This window comes from Bradyrhizobium sp. 134 (assembly GCF_023074155.1).
In the GTDB taxonomy this organism is placed as follows: domain Bacteria; phylum Pseudomonadota; class Alphaproteobacteria; order Rhizobiales; family Xanthobacteraceae; genus Bradyrhizobium.
Genome location: NZ_JADPKX010000086.1, coordinates 39,725 through 62,231 on the forward strand (window position 1 = coordinate 39,725; position 22,507 = coordinate 62,231).

Below are 22,507 nucleotides of genomic sequence, written 5' to 3' on the forward strand. Positions count from 1 at the left end.
TGCAAAAAGTGACTTCAACCGTGCTAGTTGTGAGCACTTTCAGTCCTACAGCGTAATGGACCATCGATCTCATTGAGTGCACTGACCGAGTGTGCTCATTCATGAAGAATTTGCGGCAATGCTAGGGCTCGAACGAGCTGGGCGAGCAGGTGTCCTGCGAGGCTTCATCCCGATAACTAACAACCGTATGCCCCGAGGATGAAAGCGAGACGATTGTCAAAGTACGTGCGGAGTGGGCAATTTTCGCCGGGCGAGATTTGTGCTCGACATGACGCGCGAGGCGAAGGGCGGGCACCCAAGGTGCCGCTGATCGCCGCCTCAGTCCGAGTGTCCGAGGCGGCGTAGTTGGCCTCAGTATTTGAACTGCGGCATGGCCTTCAATTGGTCCTTGGTCGCGTTGTAGACGACGTGGTCCGGATACCAGTTTTCGTTTGCTGCACGCACAGGCCGGTTGGAGCGGTTGACTTCTCCAGTCGCAGCACCCGCATTGTTGACGCCTACCGTGGGCTTGTCGGCGGCCGGCGTGTTCGTCGACGTGCGAACGGGCTCGTTGACCCACTTCAGCTTGTCGTAGGGGACAGCAACATAATGCTCGCCCACACCGAGGAACCCACCAACACCCAGAATGACGTTCGCAGTCTTGCCGGACTTGTCGAGAATGAGTTCGTTAATGTCGCCAATCTTCTCGTTGGCTTCGTTGTAGACGTTGACGCCGACGAGCTTGGAAGCCCGCCATTCGCCTTCCTTATGCGACGAGGCGGCGGTCTTCGTCGAGGCAGTTTGCGCCGATGCCGAGCTCGTGAACACTGCCGTAGTGAGTAAGGCGGCTATGAGATACTTGTACATGCGTCCTCCTGCGTTTTGCGAATAGTGGGCGTACTTAGCGCAGCAGCATTATGAGAATGATCAGCGGGATCGGGATCCCGACGAGCCAAAGCAAAATCGGCATGATGTCTCTCCTTTCGTTTTCGATGGGTTAGCGATTGGTCGCAGGCACATACGCCTTCTTGCCCCAAGTGCCGTCGCGAAGCCCGCCACCTTCGGTGGCAGCCAGCGATGCGCAGAAGGCGCCGATAAACAGGGAAAGCGTTAGCCAGATCGCAATCTGCATGGCGGCCTTCCTTGCCGCGTCGAGGTCAGTTTTTACCTGAGTGACGACGTCATTGACGCGTTTCTCGGCGTCCGCTTGGCTCAATCCGGTTCGCGCAGACACGACCTTGGCAACGTAGGTGCGGTCGGCGGGACTGACATCGTTGTCCTTGTGGAAGCTGTTGGTGAACAGGCGAACCATCTCACCACGCGAGTCGCCAGTCTGCTGGCCCTGGGAGGGCGGGTTATCCGAGCGAAGGAGCGTGTCGACGTAGCCGCTCATCGGCGAATTCTGTGCAGCGTTCGCCGCGCCCTGCGTCGCGCCAGCAAGCGTTCCGCCTAGCAACGTGGTTGCCGGAGCAGCCAGCAACACAGCGCCGAGAACCGAGGCGGCCGCCCAAGCCAAAAAGCCATGCGCTGTATCCCGGAAGTGCACCTCGGTCGTCTGCACGCCGACCCACTTCGTGCGGAGACGGCCGGCAAGATAGCCGCCGACAGCGGACGAGATCATCGCCATGACAATGAAATACAGGCCGGTTCCGATCTTGAAGGTCGTCGCGGACACGCCCGAGTTGCCCCAGGGCGACACCACAGAGAAACCCATCCCTGCACCAAAAGACAGAAGCACGAGCGTAAGGGCGAGAGAAGCAACGGCCCCCGCCAAGACGGCCGCCCAGGAAACCCCGGCTACTGACGGTTCAACCACCCCGACCTGAATGTCTTCTTGAAAAGCTTGTGCCATTTGTTTCTCCCAGCAGCCAATACAGCTGCCTGGAAAATGCCCAAATGGAACAAAGGTTCCATGCATTGATGCGGAGCCTTAACAATTGCTATCTGGACGAGACTTGGCAGCCGAGAACACTTGAGAACACGCCGAGCCATATCGTTTGCACCCCTCGGTACGTCGGTGATTTGGTCGAGACCTCCTCGCGCCCTGCGCCGCCGGCTGCGCGCTCGGGAGAATTCCTGCGTAGCGGCCCCTTCTCTACGGCGGCGGTGGCGGACGAGATTTCCAAAGCCGCTCGCTCGTGCCACTAATCTACGGGATCGCGGCGACTGACTCCATCTATCGCTCCGCTTTGACCTCCGATGTCACGACGGCAAAGCCGTTTCCGGCATCGCTCAGACGTGCCGACTCTTTCAGCCCTGGATCGTCATCTGAGTAGTTAAGCTAAGGTCCGCTGGTGGGTCAGAAGCAGTCATCGACCCGATGCACATGGCAGGTCCGCTAAGGGGCCAGCAGCGGACATCATCGCTTCGTTCGTCTTTGGACCGAACCTACAATTTCCGCCGCTGCGTTTTGAAGCTCGGCCAGATGATGAGCTGCGAAGGCTTCGATGGAGCACGCTTTTTTGAGCCAGAGCATGTTGATCGCTCCCAGCACGCGTGGACCATCGCGCAGGGGAACCGCGATCGAAAACAAGCCGTCCGAGTGCGGCGGCCCACCGTAATAGCCCCCGGTGTGCATTGAGTTCCGTATGCCATACCCGCGCTCCCGCGCCTCGTCGAGAATAACGTTGAGCCGCCCAGGTTCACGTGCAAGCCGGTCTTCGGGACGGTTCGATTTGCGCAGCAAATCGAGTACGCGTTGACGTTCTTTCGCCGGACAGTACGCAAGATAGGCTGTTCCGACTGCGGACCACAGCCAGTTGACAGGCAGTCCGATCCGCTCCTTCTGCAACAGGAAGGGACTCCGGGCGCGGGTCGTTTCGCGGATTTGCATGTGATCGCCTGCGGGCACCATCAAATCTGACGGCCAGGAGACGCGCTCGCACAAGCGCTCGAGGATCGGCGCCGCGGCTTCCGCTATCCGGTCGTGATGTTCGCGACGCGAGGGTGCATGCGAAAGCATGGCACCGATCCGGTAACGGCCGTCACCAAGCCTTCGCGTCACAATACCTGATCGGGCGCAGGTGTGCAGGATGCGCAATATGCTTGGTTTCGAGATGCCCGTGAGGAGGTACAGCTCCTGCAGCGACGAATCCGGCTGCATCTGCAGCGCTTGCAGTACGCGGAATCCGCGTTCCAAACTCTTGATAACTTTTGGCTCTGACATGGGGTGACCTCGCGCGTTCCACGAAGTGGAACGTACCATTCCACAGTGCGGAACGCTTGCCGATTTTCCTAGCTCGGCACGAACAGGAGACCGAAGCTAGCGTGCGAGCTGGAGTTCACTTTCATCGTTTGATGGAGACTTCCATGACATCTCACCTGTTTCGCCGCTCCACCGTCTTATCAGTTGCGATCCTGCCTCTGCTTGCTGCCAATGGACTGGCGCAGTCATCCTTCCCAACGAGGACGATTCGGTTCGTGGCGCCTAACTCGGCTAGCACCCCGCCCGACATCATCAGCCGCATAATCTCGAAGGAACTGACAGAATCCGAAGGCTGGCGGGTCATTGTGGAGAACCGGCCGGGCGGCGTCACCACGATTGCGGCGAGCGACGTCCTGAACCAGCCGCCAGACGGCAACAGCCTCTTTGCGATGTCTGTACCATCGGTCGCAGCACCGTCGCTGGTGCCGAAAATCGCCTATGACCTCAGCAAGGACTTCGACCCTGTTATCAAGGCTACCGTCTCCTACAATGTGTTGGTCGTGAATCCATCGGTGCCGGCCACTACGGTGGCGGAGCTCGTAGCGCTGCTGAAAAGCCAGCCGGACAAGTTAACGTTCTCCTCGGGGGGCTTCGGCACGCCCGCACATCTGATCGGGGAGCAGTTCAAGCAGCAGACCGGTACGCGCGCCCAGCACGTTCCCTACGCACAATTTTCGCAGGCGATTGGCGATTTGCTCAACGGCACAAACACTTTTCAGTTTATCACCGTATTGCCGGTCGTTGACCTGATTAAGACGGGCAAGCTGCGCGCTTTGGCGGTGACTGGTCCGAAGCGTGTCCCGGCCCTTCCCGACGTGCCAACCATCATCGAGGCTGGCTATCCGTCTCTCGTGGTCGAGGACTGGACTGGTTTCGCGGTCAAGCACGGCACCCCCAAGGAAACGGTCGCGCGGCTCAACGCAGCGATTAACAAGGCGCTGCAAAAGCGATCGGTCCAGGAAGCGCTGGCAAAGATTGGCGCCGAACCGGTAGGCGGCACGCCGGAGCAATTTGGCCGCATGGTCGGCGACCAGGTCGCGCACTGGTATCAAGTCGTCTCCGACGCAGGCATAAAGGTAGAGTAGCAATGACCGCTGATTTCCGGGTGACGCTGCTCGGGACGGGGGTACCGATCCCCCGCCCCGACCGGTTCGGGCCCAGCACGTTAATTGAGGTCGGCGGCCACACTCTCCTTATCGACGCCGGTCGCGGTGCCACGATGAGGCTGTTTCAGCTCGGCGTTCCCATAGGCAGCATCGATGCGCTGTTGCTCACGCATTTTCATTCCGACCACACCGTGGGGATTCCAGACCTCTGGCTCACCGGCTGGCTGAGCTCTTATTTCGGCAACCGTCAGCGGCCTTTTAATGTGATCGGGCCCGTCGGCACCGCCAAGCTGATGCATCATATTGAGGCGGCCTATGCGCACGATATCGACATCAGGGTCGCGGACGAGAAGCTCGCCCGCGAGCACGCCGCTATCGGCGTGAAGGAATTTACCGGTGACGGCGCCGTTTATCAGGCCGGCGATCTAAGGGTTGTTGCCTTCGCCGTCGACCATGGTGAGGCCATTAAGCCGGCTTACGGCTATCGAGTCGAATACAAAAATCGGGTCGCCGTGATCTCCGGTGACACCCGCTACAACGCCAATGTGCTGCGCTACGGCGCGGGTGCTGACCTGCTGGTGCATGAGGTCGCCATGGCGCGGCCGGAACTTCTGAGCGAAGTTTACATCCGGCGCATCCTCAATCATCACACCTCGCCTCAGGAGGCTGGGCGAGTGTTTGCGCAGACCGAGCCCAAAATGGCCGCTTTTACCCATCTCGTCATGCTCGCGAGTAAAACCGTCGCGGCGCCTGCTATAGAGGATTTAGTGGCGGCGACCCGCGAGACCTATTCCGGGCCGCTTGTCGTCGGCGAAGATCTGTCTAGCTTCGAGATAGGCGAGACAATCACAGTCCGACGTTCAAAATCGGAGAACTGAAATGTCGGCTTCGGGTCACAAGCAGTCTTCGACCGGATGCACACGGGAGATCCGGTGCGGGCCCCTTCCGGACTCATGCGTGTTGCCGCCTCGGAAAGCGCTTTTGGCACACCGAGCTCGATGTCCTCGGGAGTATAAAAAGCTCCGATGCGTCCGGATCCGCTGGTGCCGCCGATAAGCCGTAGTCGTATGCAACACATTGGTAACGAGACGAGCTCGATTGGAACAAGAATGAATGCCGAGCAGCTGGCTGAGAAATTCCGACAGAAGTTATCCGCAGCGGTTGCTGAAAAAGAGAGGCAGGCGATCATCGCCGCAGAAAACAAGGACAGGCGATCGGCCGATATCGAGCACTGCAAGCAGGCGATGCAGCGCGAAGTCATACCTTTTCTGGAGGAGTTGAAGCATCATTTCGGGGAAGAGCAGTTCTCCTTCGCTCCGCAGATCGAGCGGAACGACCACCGTCCAGTCGGGGTTTCTTTCACAATCGGCAATGGTCCTCCGACCAGCATCTCAACTGCATTCGGCAACATCGTCGTAACTCGCATCGGTGACAGCGGAACTAAGAAGGGTATCCCTTTCGTTTTTACCCCTGATGTCGAGCCCTACATTTCTAACTCCGGTGATCTGACGCGTGCCAAGATAGCGAAGCTGGTCGAGATGGTGATTGAGGAGTAAAGGACTGCCAACACGGCCTGAACGGTAAGATCACCATCGGCAACGGCCCGCCGCAACATCCGAGGTTGAAGACATGTCCGATTCCAGCACTGATTCCGATCAAGAACGGCGCATCCGAGAGCGGGCCTACCATCTTTGGGCACTTGAGGGGCGACAAGAGGGGCGAGCCGAAGAATACTGGCAGCGGGCTATAGAGCAGCTGGAAGCCGACACACACGCTGCCTATCCGCCGGTTGCTTCCAGGGGACACAGGACTTGATCTCCTCGGCGCCGATGTCAAGCCGGGCAGCGAGCCGACTATAGCCGGTGTCGTGCTGCCCGCATCAGCGACAAGCTTCCGGTCCGCTTCCATCATCGGGCATGTAGCCGCACCGCTCCAACGGGAGTGATGGGCCCAAGCGGACCATCAGGCAAGGAAGAGTCGAGCTAAAGCGCTGCCCGGGCCCAAGTGATGAATTTCTTTATAGCCGAACCATTCGCGGCTCCCGCGCGATGGACAATGTAGAATCCATAACCACTTAAAGTTACCGGCGATATCGGGACGAGCACTCCACTCGCCAATTCGCGGGCGACCAGAACATCGCTGCAGATGGCCACGCCCTGACCGGCAATGGCGGCTTCAATGGCGTGAAGTTCCTCCTGAAACTTTAAACTTACAAGTGACGCAAAATTGCGTTTGGAAAAGGGGAATGCCGCCCGCTGCCAGCGTTGCCACGTTGGCGCGTGTGTGTCGCTCGGCGGCCACGCAGCCTCGATGAGCGGAAGTCGCGCGAGATGGACCGCCTGCATTCTCGCCGCTTTTCTGCCGACGAGCGTCGGGCTCGCTACGACGTAGAAGGTATCGCGCGTCAGTTCGATGGCTTTCCCATCCAGTGGCGGCCCGACAGAGTAACGGACAGCCACGTCGGCTTCGTCCGACTCGAGATTGAGGACGGCGTCAGTGCCGACAATGTCGAGTTTAAGCCGTGGATGTGCGGCCCGCCAAAACGGTAGGCGCGGCAATAGCCAGCGGGCAGCAAAGGCGTTTGTCGTCGTGATGCGCAAATGCGAGCCCGCGTGACCGCTTTTGATGTCCGACAGTGTCTCGGCAAACCTTCCAAAGCCGTCGCGGACAACCGGAAACAGCTGCTTGCCTGCTAAGGTAAGTGCCAGCGGGCGCGGTCGGCGACGGAATAGCGTCCGGCCGCAATGCTGCTCCAGAAGCTTGACCTGGTGACTGATCGCGGTCGGTGTGACGCCAAGTTCGTTGGCTGCGCCCTTAAAGCTTAGATGGCGCGCCGCGGCCTCAAAGGCGCGCAATTCCGTCAGGGGCGGCAACTTTCGCATCGCGGCCAATGTAGATGAAATTATCTCATCTGCACGTGAAATGTTTGGGCTTGCCCCCGATTTGGAAAGCCTGACTATGGCTCATGCAAGAAGATGACCAGGCGACCCCTTTTATTGAGGCTCTCGGGTTTATCCAGCCGTTGATCGCCGACCATCGAGCGGGCTTCGATCGTGACCGGCAACTTCATGAAGAGGTCTTCAATGCGCTGGCCGAGGGAGGATTCTTCAGGCTTTGGCTACCCGCAACTTTGGGCGGACCAGAACTGTCGCCGCTCGCCTTCATGAGCGTTGTAGAACGCGCGGCAGCGCTCGATGGGGCTGTCGGCTGGCTTGTGGGCAATGGAGGCGGCATGAGCCGCGTCGGCGGCTATCTACCCTCGCATGTGGTGCGCAGCTGGTTTGAAGACCGCCGCACATTTGTCGTGAGCGCGACGGGGGCACTAGGTGCCGCCGTGTCTGTCGATGGAGGCTTCCGCGTCTCTGGTCGGTGGCCATTCGGAAGTGGTGCGCCGCATGGCACTCACTTTATGGGGCTAGTGACCATTGGCGAAAACCAAGCCCCTGACCAACCGCGCTTCTGCTGTTACTTCGAACGGAAGCAGGTCACGATTCACGACACGTGGCATGTTTCGGGGTTGCGTGGCACCGGGAGCTCGGACTGGGAGGTCCGCGATACGTGGGTTCCCGCCGAAAGGATGCATCCGTTCGTTGATTACAAGCCAGCCGAGAATGGAGTCATTTACCGCCTTCCAGCTCTTTCAACTTTCGCATGGACGGTTGCAGTGGTCCCACTTGGAATAGCGCGGGGGGCCATCGACAGCTTTGTGACGCTGGCGAGCGGAAAGGGGCGGCTCGGCACTCCCGGCGTGATGCGCGATCGGGAAATCGTGCAGGCGCTCGTCGGGCGGGTCCAGACGCTCCATAGCTCGGCACGCGCTTTCCTCATCGAGACCATGAGCGAACTGATGGCCGCCACCGATGTCGGTGGGCATCGTCTCGTCAGCGCGCGGCTGCGATTGCGAATAGCGGCAGCACACGCCGGCGAAACCGCGCTGCACATTGTCGACATCTTGGCGCGAGAGGCAGGCGCAGCGGCAATCTTCGAAAGCGGTCCTCTGGAACGCGCCGTCCGCGATGTGCACGCCGCCACCAAGCACATCGCTATGAACCCTTCAATATACGTCACTGCCGGACGCGTTGAACTTGGTTTAGAGGCCGCCACAGCGCGATTTTGAGTGAGACGCGGTTCGTCTGCAACGGGTCACAAGCGGTCTCGGACCGTTTGCTCGCGGAGCCGCAGCCGGAATTGGCGATGCCGTTCGAGGGTTCTCCAACCTAGCGACCCTTGAGGGACGTCTGTCTTTGGATGTCCGGTCTCAAAAAAACTGACGACAAGCCTCTGCCTCCGTGCCTCGGGCTGATCGGGGTTATGATGGGGTGGACGCCCCGCCGACGGCATCGATGTGCCAAAGTGGAGGTGTTTAGCACCACTTAAGGGAGGCGTCCGTGATGCAGGTTAGCACAATCGGTCTGGATATCGCCAAGCATGTTTTCCACGCACATGGAGCGGACGGGAAAGGACAGGCTGTATTCAGCAAACGGATCAGCCGAGGAAAGCTCTTGGATTTCTTCGCAGCTCAGCCGAGTTGCACGGTAGCTTTAGAGGCATGTGGCGGAGCCCATCACTGGGCCCGGCAGCTCACGCAGCTTGGCCATCAGGTTCGGCTGATCCCGCCCGCCTATGTGAAGCCGTTTGTAAAGCGGCAAAAGAATGATGCGATCGATGCTGAGGCGATCTGCGAAGCTGCGCAGCGGCCGAACATGCGGTTCGTTGCCGTGAAGAGTGAAGAGTAGCAGGCGGCGGGTCTGGTGTTTCGAACCCGGGACCTGTTGGTGCGGCAGCGAACCCAGCTCATCAACGCGGTCCGAGGACACCTTACGGAATATGGTTGGATAGCGCCCAAGGGGCCATCGCATGTGGCGAAGCTTGCCGACCTGATCGAGGAAGAAGCGATGGCCAGCTCCCTTCCCGAAGCGGCCCGTCCCATGTTCCGAGTGATGCTAGACCTTCTCGCCGAGTTGAATGGCAAGATCGCGGATCTCGACAAGGAGATCACGCGACGCGCTCGCGAAGACGAGGTATCGCGCAGACTGATGACTATTCCTGGCGTCGGCCCGATCTCCGCCACCGCGATCGCCGCCCTAGCGCCGCCGATCGAGACTTTCACCAAGGGGCGCGACTTTGCCGCCTGGTTGGGTCTCACGCCTCTTCAAAAATCGACGGGTGGCAAACAGAGGCTTGGCGCGACGTCCAAGATGGGGGAGCGAACGCTCAGGCGCCTCCTCATCATCGGCAGCAGCGCCGTTGTGCAACAGGCGAGCAAACGCGGAGCGCCAAAGGGGTCCTGGCTCGAACAGATGTTGACCCGCAAACCTCGCATGCTGGTAACGGTCGCACTTGCGAACAAGATGGCCCGGATCGTCTGGGCATTACTTGTAAAGCGCGAAAATTACAGGGCTCCGGTCTCAGCCAAGGCTTGATCTTGGGGGGCCTGAGGTCGTCAGAGATGTAGTCGGTCGAAGGAGGGTATGGCGCAACAGTCGGCGAGACGGGGCCGGAAGAACCAGGTGTACTCATCGTGCCCAGAGCACGCGTTTATGATTTGGTTTCGGTCCGCGAACTCCCATACGGGCCCGCAGCTTCATCGCTGCACCATCAGAGGCCGGACAGATGGCAGCATCCGACTACGTGCCGATCTTCTTCAAAAATCGCTTGCATCTCGCGGGGCGTCCACAGATGAGTACAAGCTCTAGTCTAGCTGCGCCTGCAAACAGGCGAGGCCCCCGACCATCGCACCAAAGTTCCACGGGGTGTTCGTCCACCATCGCTGCGGCCTTCCTTGCTTCGACCTTCGTCGCGCACCAAAACTCACGGCGTTGTCGAGCTCGTCGATCCCGTAACGTGATAGATCATCATGCTACTTCGCTCGCGAACGGCTCGCTGCGTACGTCAATCAAACTGACATAGATTGTGGATTGCCAGAATTTCCCGGCAGTCGTCAGATTTTAGTTGGCAGAAGCGAATGATGTTGGCATGCTCCTGTGACCGGGGCTGGCACGTTCATCTCGCATCTATTTACACCCGGGTTCTGAAGCAACGGCAACGCTGCGGCAGGCGTTTCAGTACGTGTTATTTGAATGAACTAATGAACTCCTGAGGCCGCCTTTAGGTGGCCTCTTCGTTGAGAATTCAATTCTGCGGGGACATTGCAATGGCAAAACCAGCCGTTTCCCGTGATGCTTTTCGTGGACTATTCGCTTTGTACTGGGCGAAAGCTCATCACGACCACAAAGCCGAAGCCGAGGATTGCCTTTTGACGTTGTTCGGGTCTGCGGAATACATTCCCGATCGCCTGCTGCAGCAATGGTCTGAAAAAGCTGATCTACTCGGTCCCGAAACCGTCGGTAGTGTAGTGGAGCCGCGGGCCCGTAAAATCGCCTGCGGCGGCGCGCGGTACGACCATGCGAGTGATTTTCTCCACTCGCTCCTGAGAGACCTCGGGCGAAAAATGCAGTGATCAGATGCGCCGTTTCCGCCGCTCTTACCGCGCGCCTCTGATCAACTTTGACCTCATTGACAATCTTCTGCCGGCACGCAGCTCGTTAGACCGGCGCGTAGCCTTTTAGCCCCTCGATCTCAACCCGCGCCTTCTCCCTGGGTCCAGGGAGGTGCGTGGCGCCTCAATCTTCAAGGCGAGCGACCAGGCTGCTGGAGAAATTCGAACGCGATACGGAGCAATCAATAACATTTGGAAGATTGCCCTGGTGGCCTTGTAATGAGCTGCAGTCCTGCTGCACTCGGTGCCAGTCAACAGAGGGGTGCCTGACCCGTCAATGACGGACCACCGCCAGCCACGACCCCGTCTTTGTATGGTCAGATCAAAGAGAGCAAAATCGCCGGCGTTCATTAGGCAAACCTTCAATACGCACCTGAAAATCGAGAATCCATTACAAATTTGACAGGAGAACTTTCGGGCCATGGTAGAGTTCCACGCCCTGCATAGGTCTGATATTATTTGAAGCTTAAATGTATGACGCTACTCGACGATCTCCGGTAGCCATCCATATAGAATGCGACCAAACATCCGCGTCGCAAATTTCCGGGATGCTTTAATCCCGAGTTGCTCCACCGAAAGCCTGGACAGATGTCCCACTCACCTACTGACAAGATCGCGCTGTTCATCGATGGAGCCAATCTCTACGCGACGGCAAAAACTCTGGGCTTCGACATCGATTACAAGCGCCTGTTGAGGGAATTTCAGAGCCGCGGGACGCTGCTGAGGGCGTTCTACTACACCGCGATCATCGAGGATCAGGAGTACTCCTCGATCCGGCCGCTGATCGACTGGCTCGACTACAACGGCTACACCGTCGTCACCAAGGCGACCAAGGAGTTCATCGACGCCTCCGGACGCCGCAAGGTCAAGGGCAACATGGACATCGAGCTCGCCGTGAACGCCATGGAGCTCGCCGAGCAAATCGACCAGATGGTCCTGTTCTCCGGTGACGGCGATTTCCGTTCCCTTGTCGAGGCCGTGCAACGCCGCGGTGTGCGGGTCACGGTGGTCTCCACGATCGCGAGCCAGCCGCCGATGATCGCCGACGAGCTGCGCCGCCAGGCCGACGTCTTCACCGACCTCGTCGAGCTGCAGTCAAAGCTTGGCCGCGACCCGTCCGAACGCCCCGCCCCCCGCGACCGCGGACACGTGCCTAAATTCTTGCAGGATCCGAAGGGAAACGATTCCCTCGCCTAAACGACCCGTGAATGCAGCTGGACAAGTCGGCGAGGAACGCTTTTGCGCTACGCGGGGGCACCTACCTGTTTCTCGCGCGCCCGGGGGAGTCGACACAGCGGCAGTACCTCAGACAGGATCGGACGCGCAGTGTCGCCGCCCCGCCACGTATTTCGGAGAGCTTGCGGAGACGGTAGCCCGGGGAGGAGCCAATCGAGCACCCATTGCAACTCGCTACGACCCAGATCAGATGTCGACGCTTTAGAGAGTGAGGGGCTTTTCGCCGTTACCTGGTGCGATGTCTCTCTGGTTCAAGATGTTTAGAAGCCAGATATGCGGGCTTTAACGAATGCCTTGGCTAGATCTAATCGTGCCGATTGGGCTTCGCCCGAAGAAGACGCGGTCCCAAAGCTGCTCTCCGATGCGACCTGGGCCATTCAGCTACCCATCAAAGCTGGCCTCTGAGCTACATCCATCTCCAGGCAACGCGCTGTTAGCGTGGGCCGTGCGCGGTTCGCTGTAAGCGCGATTGTTTACGCTGTTCATTCGGACTTTTTCCCTGTTGTGAGCTTAGGGAATTGAGAGTGGATACGCTATTTTTGCGATCTTTTCGGAGCCCGTGCCCCCTCAGACAGACCCCAAAGCCCGTTATTTCCCAGTAAAGTTCCCTGTTTTCAGGGAATTTAGAACGGAGACCGGTGCGAACTGCACTGCGTCGCCAGCCAGCGCTTAGCTCGCGGCGCTTACTCGGTCGCTTCCATGTGGTTTTGGTCGACGACCCGCAGCGTCCGCCGCACCATGCCCTCGACAATGACCGCCGACTCGCTTGGACGCAGATGGATCGCCGTGGACCTGAGCAGCCATGGCAACACCGCCTGCTCGAGCCGTTCCTCATAGGCGTGGCGCATCATGTCGAAGGCCATCAAGCCTGGACCCGCCAGGATGACGTGGTGCGGTCGCAGCACGGATATCGTTGCAGCGACCGCCTCCGCCAGCGCGCGACCTGCCTGCAGGAACAGGTGCTCGAGACGTGGATCTCCGCCCAGTGCGCGCTCGCGCAGCAGGGCCATCTGCCCCTCGGACGGCTGCTGCGAGTCCGCCGGCGGCAGATCGAGAAAGGTGCGGGCGTCGCGGTAGAGCGCATAATCAGCAAGATAAGCCTCGATACAGCCGCGCTGGCCGCAGCGGCATTGCGGGCCGTCCGGCGCCAGCTTGACATGGCCGATCTCGCTGCCGGCGCCCCAGCGTGCTTCACCATCGGCAACGACGCCCATCCCGATGCCGTGACCGACCATGATCGTGGCCGAGAGGCCTTGCGCCAATGCCGGTTCGGCCGCCGTGATGGCGAGCGCGACCGCGACAGCGTCGTTCGCCATCACGACCTCGACCCCGAACGCCTGACGTATCGGCGTCGCCAGATCGACTTCGGTGATCGACAGCGCGGGACTCCACAGCGTCGTGCCGGTGTCGACGTTCACGATGCCTTGCAGCGCGATCCCGATTCCCAACAGCCGATGGCGCGGCGTCTCCGTCGCATCGAGCAGCGCATTGATCTGCGCGATCACGAGATCGCGCAGCGCGCCTGCATCGAGCGCGCGCGTTGACAGTGCAAGTCGCGACTGCGCCACGCCGGAGCCCCGGAAATCCGCGATCAGCGTCTCGATCAGGTTCATGCGCACGGAGATCGCGACGATGCGCCCGAACTCCGGGTTCAGGGTCAGCAGCACGACCGGCCGGCCGCGGCGACGGCCATTCGGTCCGTCCGCATCCTCTTCCTCGCCGTCTTCGGACCAGGGGGTTGCCGCCGTCTCCGTCTCGCACAGCAGCTCTTCCGCGATCAGCCGCGACGTCAGGCCGGAAACGGCCGGGAAGCTCAGGCCTGTACTCCGGGCGAGCGCCACGCGTGGCAGCGGCCCCTGGCGTCGCAAGACGTCGACGAGACGGCCGCGGTTGGATTCGCGGGCCGTGTTCGACACGCGTCTGGACGGCTCAATTTGGTCAACCATGCTGCCTCTTTAATTCATCGCGTAAATTTAATGGAGAGGACGGGATGCCCGTGTGACCGGAAAAGCACAATCGGATTCGGTTTTCAGCAGGCCATATTTACTATTATCGTACCATCTGTACTATTTAGACTTGAAGAAGGGGCAAGTACATCCTGATCCGGCTGGTTTGCCCTGCGGCATTTGTTCGCGACGTAAATAAAAGATGGCGCATAAGCGCTGTGAAACCCCTGAACGGGGTGACCAAGGGAGGTGTACATGAACGGATTGATCAAGAAACTCATGGTGTCGCTGTTTGTGACCGCAGCTGCGCTGGCCGTCGCTACGGGGGCGGCGCAGGCCCAGCAGAAAAAGACCATCGCGCTGGTGACCAATGCCGCGGCCGATTTCTGGACCATCGCCGGCCGCGGGCTCGAGAAGGCTCAGAAGGAGCACCCGGAATACGACATCCAGTTGATCGTTACCAACGAGGCGACCGCGGCAGGTCAGCGGCGCGAGCTGGACGACCTGCTGGTGCGCGGCGTCGCCGGTATCTCGATCTCGGTCGACGATGCGCCGCACGCAACCGAAGAGCTCAACAAGGTTGCGGCCAAGACCGTGTTGATCACGACGGATAGCGACGCGCCGCAGAGTAATCGTCTCGCCTATATCGGTACCGACAACGTCGCGGCCGGGCGGCAGGCTGGCGAAGAAATCAAGAAGGCGCTGCCGAACGGCGGAAAGATCGCGCTGTTCGTCGGCACGATGGACGCGGACAATGCCCGCGAGCGGGTGCAGGGCATCAAGGACGCGATCGCCGGCACCAAGGTCGAGCTGGTCGACGTGTTCACCGATCAGGTGGACTTCGCCAAGGCCAAGGCGAACATGGAGAACGTGCTGGTCAAATATCCCGACATCGCGCTGTTGTCCGGGCTTTGGAGCTACGAGACACCGCTGATCTATGACGCGGTCAAGGCGGCGGGCAAGGCCGGCAAGGTGAAGATCGTCGGCTTCGACGAGGACCAGCGCACGCTGCGGGGTGTTTCCGACGGCACGATCGAGTCGACGGTGGTGCAGCAGCCCTACGAGTTCGGCTATCTCTCCGCCACCAACATCATCAAGACGCTGAACGGCGACAAGTCCTGGATCCCGGCGGGCGGCAAGCTGATCGTGCCGACCAAGGTAATCAGCAAGGCCAACGTCGCGGCGTTCACCGCAGACATGAAGAACCTCCTCAAGAAGTGAGTATCAGGCGCCCGGCGGCACGGCCGCCGGGCGTCGTGCGGGAGGAAATGAATGGCGGAAATCCTGTTCGAACTCGCCGGGATCAGCAAATCCTATCCCGGGGTCATGGCCCTCGATGACGTCAGTTTGCGCGTGGATCGCGGCGAGGTCGTGGGCCTGATCGGCGAGAACGGCGCCGGCAAGTCGACGCTGATGCGCGTGCTGGGCGGCGTGATCGCGCCGAGCGAGGGCGTGATCCGCATCGGCGGCACCGACCACGCACGTGTGACGGTGACCGAGGCGACGCAGGCCGGCATCGCCTTCGTGCACCAGGAACTGAACCTGTTCGAAAATCTCGACGTCGCCGCCAACGTGTTTATCGGGCGCGAGAAGCTGATGGGCGGGCCGCTGAAGCTGGTGGACAATGCCGAGATGCGTGATCGCGTGACGCCGCTGCTGGAGCGGCTGGGTGCCGATTTCGCGCCGGATACGCTGGTCGAAGACCTCTCCATCGCCGAGCGTCAAATGGTGGAGATCGCCAAGGCGCTCTCGATCGACGCCCGCGTGATCATCATGGACGAGCCGACCTCCAGCCTGACGATTTCGGAGACGGAACGGCTGCTGGAAGTGATTGCCGATCTGAAGGCGCACGGCATTTCGGTGATCTATATCTCTCACCGGCTCGGCGAGATCATGACCTGCGCTGACCGCGTCGTGGTGCTGCGCGACGGACGCACTGTTGGCGAGTTGGCGCGGGACCAGCTGAGCCACGCCGCAATGATCCGGCTGATGATCGGCCGCGACCTGAAAGCGCTGCATACCCCGCCGAAACAGGCGCCGCAGCCGGGCGGCTGCGATATCGTCGGCGTCGTGACATCAGCCTTCCCCGACCGGCAGGTTGATCTTTCCGTGCGGCATGGCGAGATCCTGGGCCTGGCGGGGCTCGTGGGCGCCGGCCGCACCTCTCTTGCCCGCGCAGCGTTTGGCATTGACCCGCTGCTGGGCGGCGAGATCAGGATCGACAACGCACCGGTCGCTGTCGCATCGCCGCGCGACGCGATCAGCCAAGGCATCTATCTGGTGCCGGAGGACCGCAAGAAATCCGGGCTCGTGCTGGAATTGCCGATCCGCGAGAACATGACGCTGGCGAGCCTGTTGGATCATGCGCGGATGTGGCTGGTCAGCGGCGCAGCCGAGCGCAAGGTCGCGAAAGAGCAGGTCAGGCGCCTCTCCATCAAGGCGCCGAGCATCGACATGGAGGTGGTGACGCTCTCCGGCGGCAACCAGCAGAAGGTCGTGCTCGGCAAATGGCTTTCCATGCAGCCGCGCGTGATGTTCTTCGACGAGCCGACCCGCGGCATCGACGTCGGCGCCAAGGGCGAGATCTACGCGCTGATGCGCGAGCTTGCCGACCAGGGCGTCGCGATCGTGATGATCTCGTCGGACATGGAGGAAGTCATCGGCGTCTCCGACCGCGTGGCGGTGATGCATGAAGGCAGCGTCAGCGGCGTGCTCGAGCGGGAGCAGTTCAGCGAATACAACGTATTGCGACTGGCCATGGGCCAGGCGCTCGAAACCGTGGAAGCGGTCGCGCCATGATCAGGAAAGAGCTCGGTCTGGGATTGCTGCTGGTGGTGATCGCCGCCATCACGGGCGCGATCAATCCCGCCTTCCTGTCGCTGGTGAACCTCTTGAACATGGCCAATCTGATTGGCCTGTTCGGTGTGTTCGCGCTCGGCGAGGGGCTCGTGATCATCACCGGCGGCATCGACCTGTCGCTCGGCTCGATGTTTGCGCTGCTCGGCGTCGTGTTCGTCGACCTTCTGACGACCTACGAGGTGCCGTGGCCCCTGGCGCTCGTGGCCGTGCTGCTGGGCGGGCTGGTGCTTGGCGGCATCCAGGGGTTCCTGATCACCCGGCTGAAGATGCAGCCCTTCATCGTGACGCTGTGTGGGTTGCTGATCTATCGCGGCGCCGCCCGCTACTACACGAGCGATTCGACCCGCGGCTTCGGTTACGGCGACGAGGCGGCGACACTGAGCAACGTCGCTTCGGGCAATGTGGCGGGAATCCCGAACACCTTCATCCTCCTGATCATCCTTGCGCTGATCCTCGGCGTGCTGCTGCACCGCTCGGTCTACGGGCGCTGGCTTTATGCCGTCGGCAAGAACGAGGAAGCCGCGCGCTTCTCGGGCATCAACACAAACTTCGTGATCGCAACCGCCTATATCATCAGCGGCGGGCTCGCCGGAGTTTCGACGGTCTTGTTCGTGTTCTACACGAACTCGGTCTCGCCGAGCTCCTTCGGCAATTTCTACGAGCTCTACGCGATCGCGGCCGCCGTCCTGGGCGGGTGCAGCTTGCGCGGCGGCGAGGGGTCTATTCTCGGCATCGTGCTGGGCACGGCGCTGCTGCAGGTGTTGCAGAACCTGGTGAACATCCTGGGCATTCCCAATTCGCTGAATTTCGCGGTGATGGGCACGGTCATTCTGATCGGCGTGTTGGCGGATCAGCAATTGCAGGCGCGACGGCGGCGCAAGCAGGCACTGGCCGGCGTCGCCCGCGCCGCACCGAAATCGACATTGGCCGATCAAGTCCAGGGCGCGTCACCGCGCGCCGCGGATGCGTTGCCGGCGAGAACGGGTGATCGGGCATGACGGATCCAGGCTCCAGTTGACACAAGGCTGCCTGGTCGGCGGCCGCTGGGGAGGGAGTGCGTTCCAGGCTCGAGGGCTTTGGGCAGGGACGTGAGGCGAAACAAGCAAAGCCTGAGACGGCGGGAGGACGAGTAAAATGTTGCGCAGGTTTATAAACACCGCAGGGGTGTGCGGTGTGGGGATTGCTTTCTCATCGCTGTTTTGCGGTGGAGTATATGCGGCCGATTTTTCGACGAAAGCTGCACCTGTTCCGTATGGTACGGCTGACGATTTTTGGACGCGGCCGTATCTGTTCGGCGATCTCGGCAGGACCAAGCTGAAGGAACAGGGCATCGAGCTGGGCCTGACGCTCGGCAACGAATCCGTCGGCAACGTCTCGGGTGGAAGCAGGAACACCGCAGCCAACGCCGGTCAGTTGTGGTTCGGCGCCAAGCTGGACATGGGAAAACTCGCCGGCATCCCCGGCGGCACCGTCGGTCTCACGCTGGTCGACCGCTTCGGCAAAAACCTGAATACCGAAGCGGACATTCCCGCCTTGCAGCTGACCAACGAAGTGTTCGGCCGCGGCAATATTCTGCGCCTGACGCAGCTCTATTACTCGCAGAAGCTTTTCGATGACCGCCTTGAACTCAAGGGCGGCCGTCTTCCGGTCGGCTCCGACTTCTTCTTCGGGCTGTGCGAGTTCATCAACCTGACCTTCTGCGGCGGTCAGCCCGGCAACATCCAGGGTGGCTACATCTACAATTGGCCGGTGAGCCAGTGGGCCGGTGTCGTGCATTACAAGATCGCGCCGGAATTCACGGTGTCGGTCGGTGTCTACGATGCCAATCCGGGTTACCTGACGACGTCAGACCCGGGCGTCTACTTCCTGCCCGGCATTCCCGCCTCGAATCGCGCCAGTGGCGTGATGGTGCCGGTGGAGTTGGTCTGGGCGCCGAAGGGCCCCTTGACCGGGACCTGGAGACTTGGCGGCTGGTACGACAGCGCCTCCTCCATTGATGGCGGTCTTCCGGGTGTCATCAGCACCATCCCGGGCGTCGGTGGCGTCCCGGATCAAAATATCAGTGATCAACGCGGCCGCTTCGGCGTTTACGAGTCGATCCTGCAGCGGTTGACCGTCGAGGGTCCGGGCGCGCAGGGTTGGTATACCTTCCTCAATACCACCGTCGCCGACCACCGGACGTCGTACCAGGATTACCAGATCGCCCTCGGCTTCAGGCATACCGGAACGTTCTCGTGGCGTCCCCAGGACGAAGTCGGCTTCGCGGTGGGAACGACCCACGTGAACACGGCTGCCCTCAGTCCCAACGCCGGCGGCAACGAAGTGCCGCTCGAAGTCTGGTACGGATGGCAGGCGACCGGCTGGCTGAACCTCAAGTTCGACGCCCAGTATGTCATCAATCCCGGTGGGCGCGGCTACAACGCGGTGGGCGTGAAGACCGACAACGCCGTGGTTCTTGGCATGCGCACCGAGGTCCACTTCTGACGGGACGCTCACCCGTCTGATGCGAAAGGTGGGGCATGCCCGTCCCACCGGAGCGCACAACATGTGGCGGCTCCACTCAGCGGAGCCGCCCGGCCGCGACTTCGGTCATTACGACGTTGCTGCGGCCAGGCGCGGGACTTGGTGATCACCTATCCCTCGTACTGGTCCGGTCCCATCGCCCAAAGCGATTGATCGTGGCCGGATGCGTAGTTGCGATTGTTCAGCGCCGGATTGCGATTGACCATCGGCCGCATGAACATCGGATGGGTTGCGCTGCGCACCTCGTGCTCGACCGTGAACAGCGGCTCGCCACTGTCGAGATCGACGATGTCGCAGAAGCGGTACTGATATTGATTGTCCTCGCGCGAGATCAGATCGCGCGCCAGCAGCTTGCGATAAGGGCCGGAGAAATCGGTGATGTACATCTGCACATGGTGGCCGTCATAGTCGCCTTGCGGCCGATCGGTCTCGCGAAACAACAAATGCTGGTCGCGGCCGGTCTTCACGGCGGCAACCGTGCCGTCGCCGTTCCGCAACTCGGATGGCATGCCAATGATCTCGGGGTAGAAGGCACAGATGCGCGGGGCGGATCCCACCGGCACGTCGAACTCGACATAGGGAATGCCGAGCGCGACGCGGCCGAAGCGCGCGGCGTCGGGCTCGTAGCAGCGCAAGCGGTTGCCCCACGGACAAATCGCCTCGACATGGTCGTTATGCTCGGTGAAGGCGAACGCGGTGCCCTCGAGCTTCTTCGCGACCGACGCCAATCGCGCCAGCAGCGCCTCGCGGCCCGCGATGACCAGCCCGACATGACCGCGCAGCACCTGCGGCCGGCCGCTCGGCAAATGAAACTGACTTCGTCCGGCGTTGATCCACATATTGGTGTCGGACACCATCAGATAGGGATCGCGGGTGAGCCCAAGGCCTGCGACATAGAACAGCGTGGCCTGCCGCTGGTCCGGGACCTGGATGTTGACGTGCTCGAAATGGATCGCGTTGCCGAGATCTTCTTGGGATCGATCGAATTGTTGCGGCATGGACAAGGCTCTGATCGGGGAGGGACAGGTCCATACTAGAGCACAATTTCCGCCAGTCGAAATGATTCGTCCGATCACTCTCGAGGGTGGACATGGTCTCCGTTGCCACCTTGCCGCAAATGCCAATCCCTGTAAGCTGACGAAAAGCACAAAGGAAAGAGATCGATGGGAGGGGTTCTGGACGGCGTCCGGGTTCTCGATTTCGGGCGCTATATCGCGGGGCCCTATTGCGCGACCTTGCTGGCCGAATTCGGCGCCGAGGTCATTCGGGTGGAGAAGCGCGACGGCAGCGAGGACCGCTTCGTGGCGCCGGTCGGCGAAACTGGCGAAGGTGCGCTGTTTCTTCAGGTCAACCGCAACAAGAAGTGCCTCACGCTCGATCCGATGAAGCCGGAAGGGCAGGGGGTGATGCGCCGCCTGATTGCGACCGCGGACGTGGTCGTCGCCAATCTGCCGCCGCAGACCTTGCGCGCGATGAAGCTCGACTACGACTCGCTCAAAGCGATCAAGCCGGACATCATCCTGACGACGGCCACCGCGTTCGGCGGGCCGGGGCCATGGTCCGACCGCGTCGGCTTCGACGGCGTCGGCCAGGTCATGTCGGGCTCGGTGTACATGACGGGCGCCGGGGATCCGCCCTACCGGGCCGCGGTCAACTGGGTCGATTTCGGGACCGCGCTGCATTGCGCGTTCGGCACGCTCGCCGCGCTGATCGAGCGCGGCAAATCCGGGCGCGGGCAGATCGTCGAGGGCGCATTGCTGGCAACCGCCTTGTCCTTCACCAACGCGACGCTGATCGAGCAGGCCGTCATCAACGTCAATCGGGTGCCGACAGGCAATCTCGGCCAGACCGCGGCGCCCGCCGACATCTACCGCACCAGGGACGGCTGGGTGCTGTGCCAGGTCACGGGGCATCCGCTGTTCAAGCGCTGGGCGAAACTGATGGGCGAGGAGGAGGTCTGGCTGAACGATCCGCGCTTTGCCGACGACATCAGCCGCGGCAACAACGGCCCTGTCATCAGCGAGCGGATGGCGCGCTGGTGCGCCGAGCGCACCACGCAGGAAGCCGTCGACACCCTGGGCAAGGCCATGATTCCGACCGGCCCCGTGCTGAGCCCGCAGCAGGCGCTCGATCATCCGCACGTCCGCGCCGCCGGATTCATGCAGGACGTCGACTATCCAGGTCTGCCGAAGCCCGCACCGGTGGCGCGGGCCGCCGTCCGCCTGTCGGAAACGCCCGGCAAAATCGCGACGCGCCCGCCCACGCTCGGCGAGCATACCGATGTTATCCTGACCGAGCTCGGCTACGACAAGGCCGCGATCGCGGCGCTCCGGCAAGGCGGCATCGTTTAGCGGTGAACAATGGCACCTGCATGGCGGCCTGCCGTTGTGATCGCCGCGCTTTGCCGCAAGTTGAGCAATTGCTTCAACGCCCGGGCATCGGCGGGCGCCGCGCTCTTCTGGTCGTTGTCGAAATAGACGTAGACGTCGCAACCCTGTCGCTTCCAGGACTTGATGCGCCGCGCCCATTGCGCGAGCGTGGGTTTCGTATAGTGCCCGTGATAGCGCCCGCTTGGTCCGTGTCCGCGCACATAGACGAAATCCGCCGTGCGCTTCCACGGCGCGGGTGCGTCGTGATGGTCGGACAGGCACAGCGAGATGTTCTCGTCGGCCAGCATCCGCAAGATGCGCGGCTGATACCAGCTGGGATGACGGAATTCGAAACTGTAACGCCGCTTCCGCGACAACAGCTTGAAGAAGCCGGCGAGGCGGTCCGCGTCGGCTTCGAATTGCGGCGGCAGCTGGAACAGGATCGGGCCGGCCTTGCCGCCGAGCCGTGAGATGCGATCCTCGAGCAGCTCGAGGCTGTTCACCGAGCGATCCGACAGGCGCTTCCAATGCGTGATGAATTTCGAGGCCTTCCAGGCGAAGACGAAATCGCGGTCGGTCTGGTCTCGCCATCCCTTGACGGCCTCGGGCGTCGGGGTGCGGTAGAACACTCCGTTCAGCTCGGTGGTGTCGAACTGCCCGGCGTAATAGCTCAGCTGCTGCTTCAGCGTCACGCCCTCGGGAAAGAACGGGCCTCGCCAGGAGGCGTAATGCCAGCCGGAAGTTCCGATCAGAACGCGCGCCATGTTTGCAGTGTCCATCCGTTG

18 protein-coding genes and 1 pseudogene are annotated in these 22,507 nt (G+C 61.2%); 12 read left to right on the plus strand and 7 right to left on the minus strand.

Translation table 11 applies throughout. The annotated features are described in order from the left end of the window. Positions 1 to 351 precede the first annotated feature (351 nt). From IVA75_RS35110 to IVA75_RS35120, 3 genes are all read right to left on the minus strand, one after another. Positions 352 to 846: a PRC-barrel domain-containing protein gene (locus IVA75_RS35110; RefSeq protein ID WP_247288374.1), complete on the minus strand. Its 495-nt coding sequence runs from the start codon at positions 844 to 846 to the stop codon at positions 352 to 354. 130 nt (positions 847 to 976) lie between these two features. Further along, positions 977 to 1,831 (minus strand): hypothetical protein, encoded by an 855-nt coding sequence (locus IVA75_RS35115; RefSeq protein WP_247288375.1) that lies wholly within the window; start codon positions 1,829 to 1,831, stop codon positions 977 to 979. A 507-nt stretch (positions 1,832 to 2,338) separates the two neighbouring features. Then, positions 2,339 to 3,145 carry a helix-turn-helix domain-containing protein gene (locus IVA75_RS35120; protein ID WP_247288378.1) on the minus strand — a complete coding sequence of 269 codons (807 nt, stop codon included), beginning with the start codon at positions 3,143 to 3,145 and terminating at the stop codon, positions 2,339 to 2,341. Between the two features lie 143 nt (positions 3,146 to 3,288). On the opposite strand from IVA75_RS35120, the gene IVA75_RS35125 reads away from it, so the two are divergent. The 3 genes from IVA75_RS35125 (at position 3,289) to IVA75_RS35135 (ending at position 5,846) form a co-directional block, all read left to right on the plus strand. After that, positions 3,289 to 4,269 carry a tripartite tricarboxylate transporter substrate binding protein gene (locus IVA75_RS35125; protein WP_247288380.1) on the plus strand — a complete coding sequence of 327 codons (981 nt, stop codon included), beginning with the start codon at positions 3,289 to 3,291 and terminating at the stop codon, positions 4,267 to 4,269. A 2-nt stretch (positions 4,270 to 4,271) separates the two neighbouring features. Next, positions 4,272 to 5,168 (plus strand): MBL fold metallo-hydrolase, encoded by an 897-nt coding sequence (locus tag IVA75_RS35130; protein WP_247288382.1) that lies wholly within the window; start codon positions 4,272 to 4,274, stop codon positions 5,166 to 5,168. 231 nt (positions 5,169 to 5,399) lie between these two features. Continuing rightward, a complete protein-coding gene (locus IVA75_RS35135; RefSeq protein ID WP_247288383.1) occupies positions 5,400 to 5,846 on the plus strand; it encodes a hypothetical protein in 447 nt (148 codons plus the stop codon). Between the two features lie 426 nt (positions 5,847 to 6,272). On the opposite strand, the gene IVA75_RS35140 is transcribed toward IVA75_RS35135, so the two are convergent. Next, positions 6,273 to 7,172 carry a LysR substrate-binding domain-containing protein gene (locus tag IVA75_RS35140; RefSeq protein ID WP_247289084.1) on the minus strand — a complete coding sequence of 300 codons (900 nt, stop codon included), beginning with the start codon at positions 7,170 to 7,172 and terminating at the stop codon, positions 6,273 to 6,275. 83 nt (positions 7,173 to 7,255) lie between these two features. Between IVA75_RS35140 and IVA75_RS35145 the strand changes: the two genes are divergently transcribed. The 4 genes and pseudogenes from IVA75_RS35145 (at position 7,256) to IVA75_RS35160 (ending at position 11,986) form a co-directional block, all read left to right on the plus strand. Continuing rightward, positions 7,256 to 8,407 (plus strand): acyl-CoA dehydrogenase family protein, encoded by a 1,152-nt coding sequence (locus IVA75_RS35145; protein ID WP_247288384.1) that lies wholly within the window; start codon positions 7,256 to 7,258, stop codon positions 8,405 to 8,407. A 271-nt stretch (positions 8,408 to 8,678) separates the two neighbouring features. Further along, positions 8,679 to 9,713, plus strand: a pseudogene (locus tag IVA75_RS35150) (IS110 family transposase). A gap of 731 nt (positions 9,714 to 10,444) precedes the next feature. Then, the gene (locus IVA75_RS35155; RefSeq protein WP_247288385.1) at positions 10,445 to 10,750 is read left to right on the plus strand and encodes a hypothetical protein; all 306 of its coding nucleotides are present in this window, start codon (positions 10,445 to 10,447) and stop codon (positions 10,748 to 10,750) included. 627 nt (positions 10,751 to 11,377) lie between these two features. Further along, complete coding sequence (locus IVA75_RS35160) at positions 11,378 to 11,986, plus strand: NYN domain-containing protein (protein ID WP_247288386.1); 609 nt, start codon at positions 11,378 to 11,380, stop codon at positions 11,984 to 11,986. A 722-nt stretch (positions 11,987 to 12,708) separates the two neighbouring features. Here IVA75_RS35160 and IVA75_RS35165 read toward each other — a convergent pair. Further along, positions 12,709 to 13,971, minus strand: coding sequence for an ROK family protein (locus IVA75_RS35165; RefSeq protein WP_247288387.1), 1,263 nt, complete (start codon positions 13,969 to 13,971; stop codon positions 12,709 to 12,711). 255 nt (positions 13,972 to 14,226) lie between these two features. On the opposite strand from IVA75_RS35165, the gene IVA75_RS35170 reads away from it, so the two are divergent. From IVA75_RS35170 to IVA75_RS35185, 4 genes are all read left to right on the plus strand, one after another. Continuing rightward, a complete protein-coding gene (locus tag IVA75_RS35170; RefSeq protein ID WP_247288388.1) occupies positions 14,227 to 15,192 on the plus strand; it encodes a sugar-binding protein in 966 nt (321 codons plus the stop codon). Between the two features lie 51 nt (positions 15,193 to 15,243). After that, complete coding sequence (locus IVA75_RS35175; protein WP_247288389.1) at positions 15,244 to 16,770, plus strand: sugar ABC transporter ATP-binding protein; 1,527 nt, start codon at positions 15,244 to 15,246, stop codon at positions 16,768 to 16,770. Continuing rightward, entirely contained in the window at positions 16,767 to 17,828 is a 1,062-nt protein-coding gene (locus IVA75_RS35180; protein WP_247288390.1) for an ABC transporter permease, read from the plus strand. Before IVA75_RS35175 ends, IVA75_RS35180 begins: the two co-directional genes overlap by 4 nt. 136 nt (positions 17,829 to 17,964) lie before the next feature. Further along, positions 17,965 to 19,314, plus strand: coding sequence for a carbohydrate porin (locus IVA75_RS35185; protein ID WP_247288392.1), 1,350 nt, complete (start codon positions 17,965 to 17,967; stop codon positions 19,312 to 19,314). Positions 19,315 to 19,463: 149 nt separating this feature from the next. Here IVA75_RS35185 and IVA75_RS35190 read toward each other — a convergent pair whose 3' ends face one another. Beyond that, positions 19,464 to 20,351, minus strand: a complete 888-nt coding sequence (locus IVA75_RS35190) for a hypothetical protein (protein WP_247288393.1) — start codon at positions 20,349 to 20,351, stop codon at positions 19,464 to 19,466. Between the two features lie 165 nt (positions 20,352 to 20,516). On the opposite strand from IVA75_RS35190, the gene IVA75_RS35195 reads away from it, so the two are divergent. Further along, the gene (locus tag IVA75_RS35195; RefSeq protein ID WP_247288394.1) at positions 20,517 to 21,704 is read left to right on the plus strand and encodes a CoA transferase; all 1,188 of its coding nucleotides are present in this window, start codon (positions 20,517 to 20,519) and stop codon (positions 21,702 to 21,704) included. Here IVA75_RS35195 and IVA75_RS35200 read toward each other — a convergent pair. Further along, positions 21,701 to 22,486, minus strand: coding sequence for a DUF72 domain-containing protein (locus tag IVA75_RS35200; protein ID WP_247288395.1), 786 nt, complete (start codon positions 22,484 to 22,486; stop codon positions 21,701 to 21,703). The genes IVA75_RS35195 and IVA75_RS35200 overlap by 4 nt on opposite strands. Positions 22,487 to 22,507: the final 21 nt, after the last annotated feature.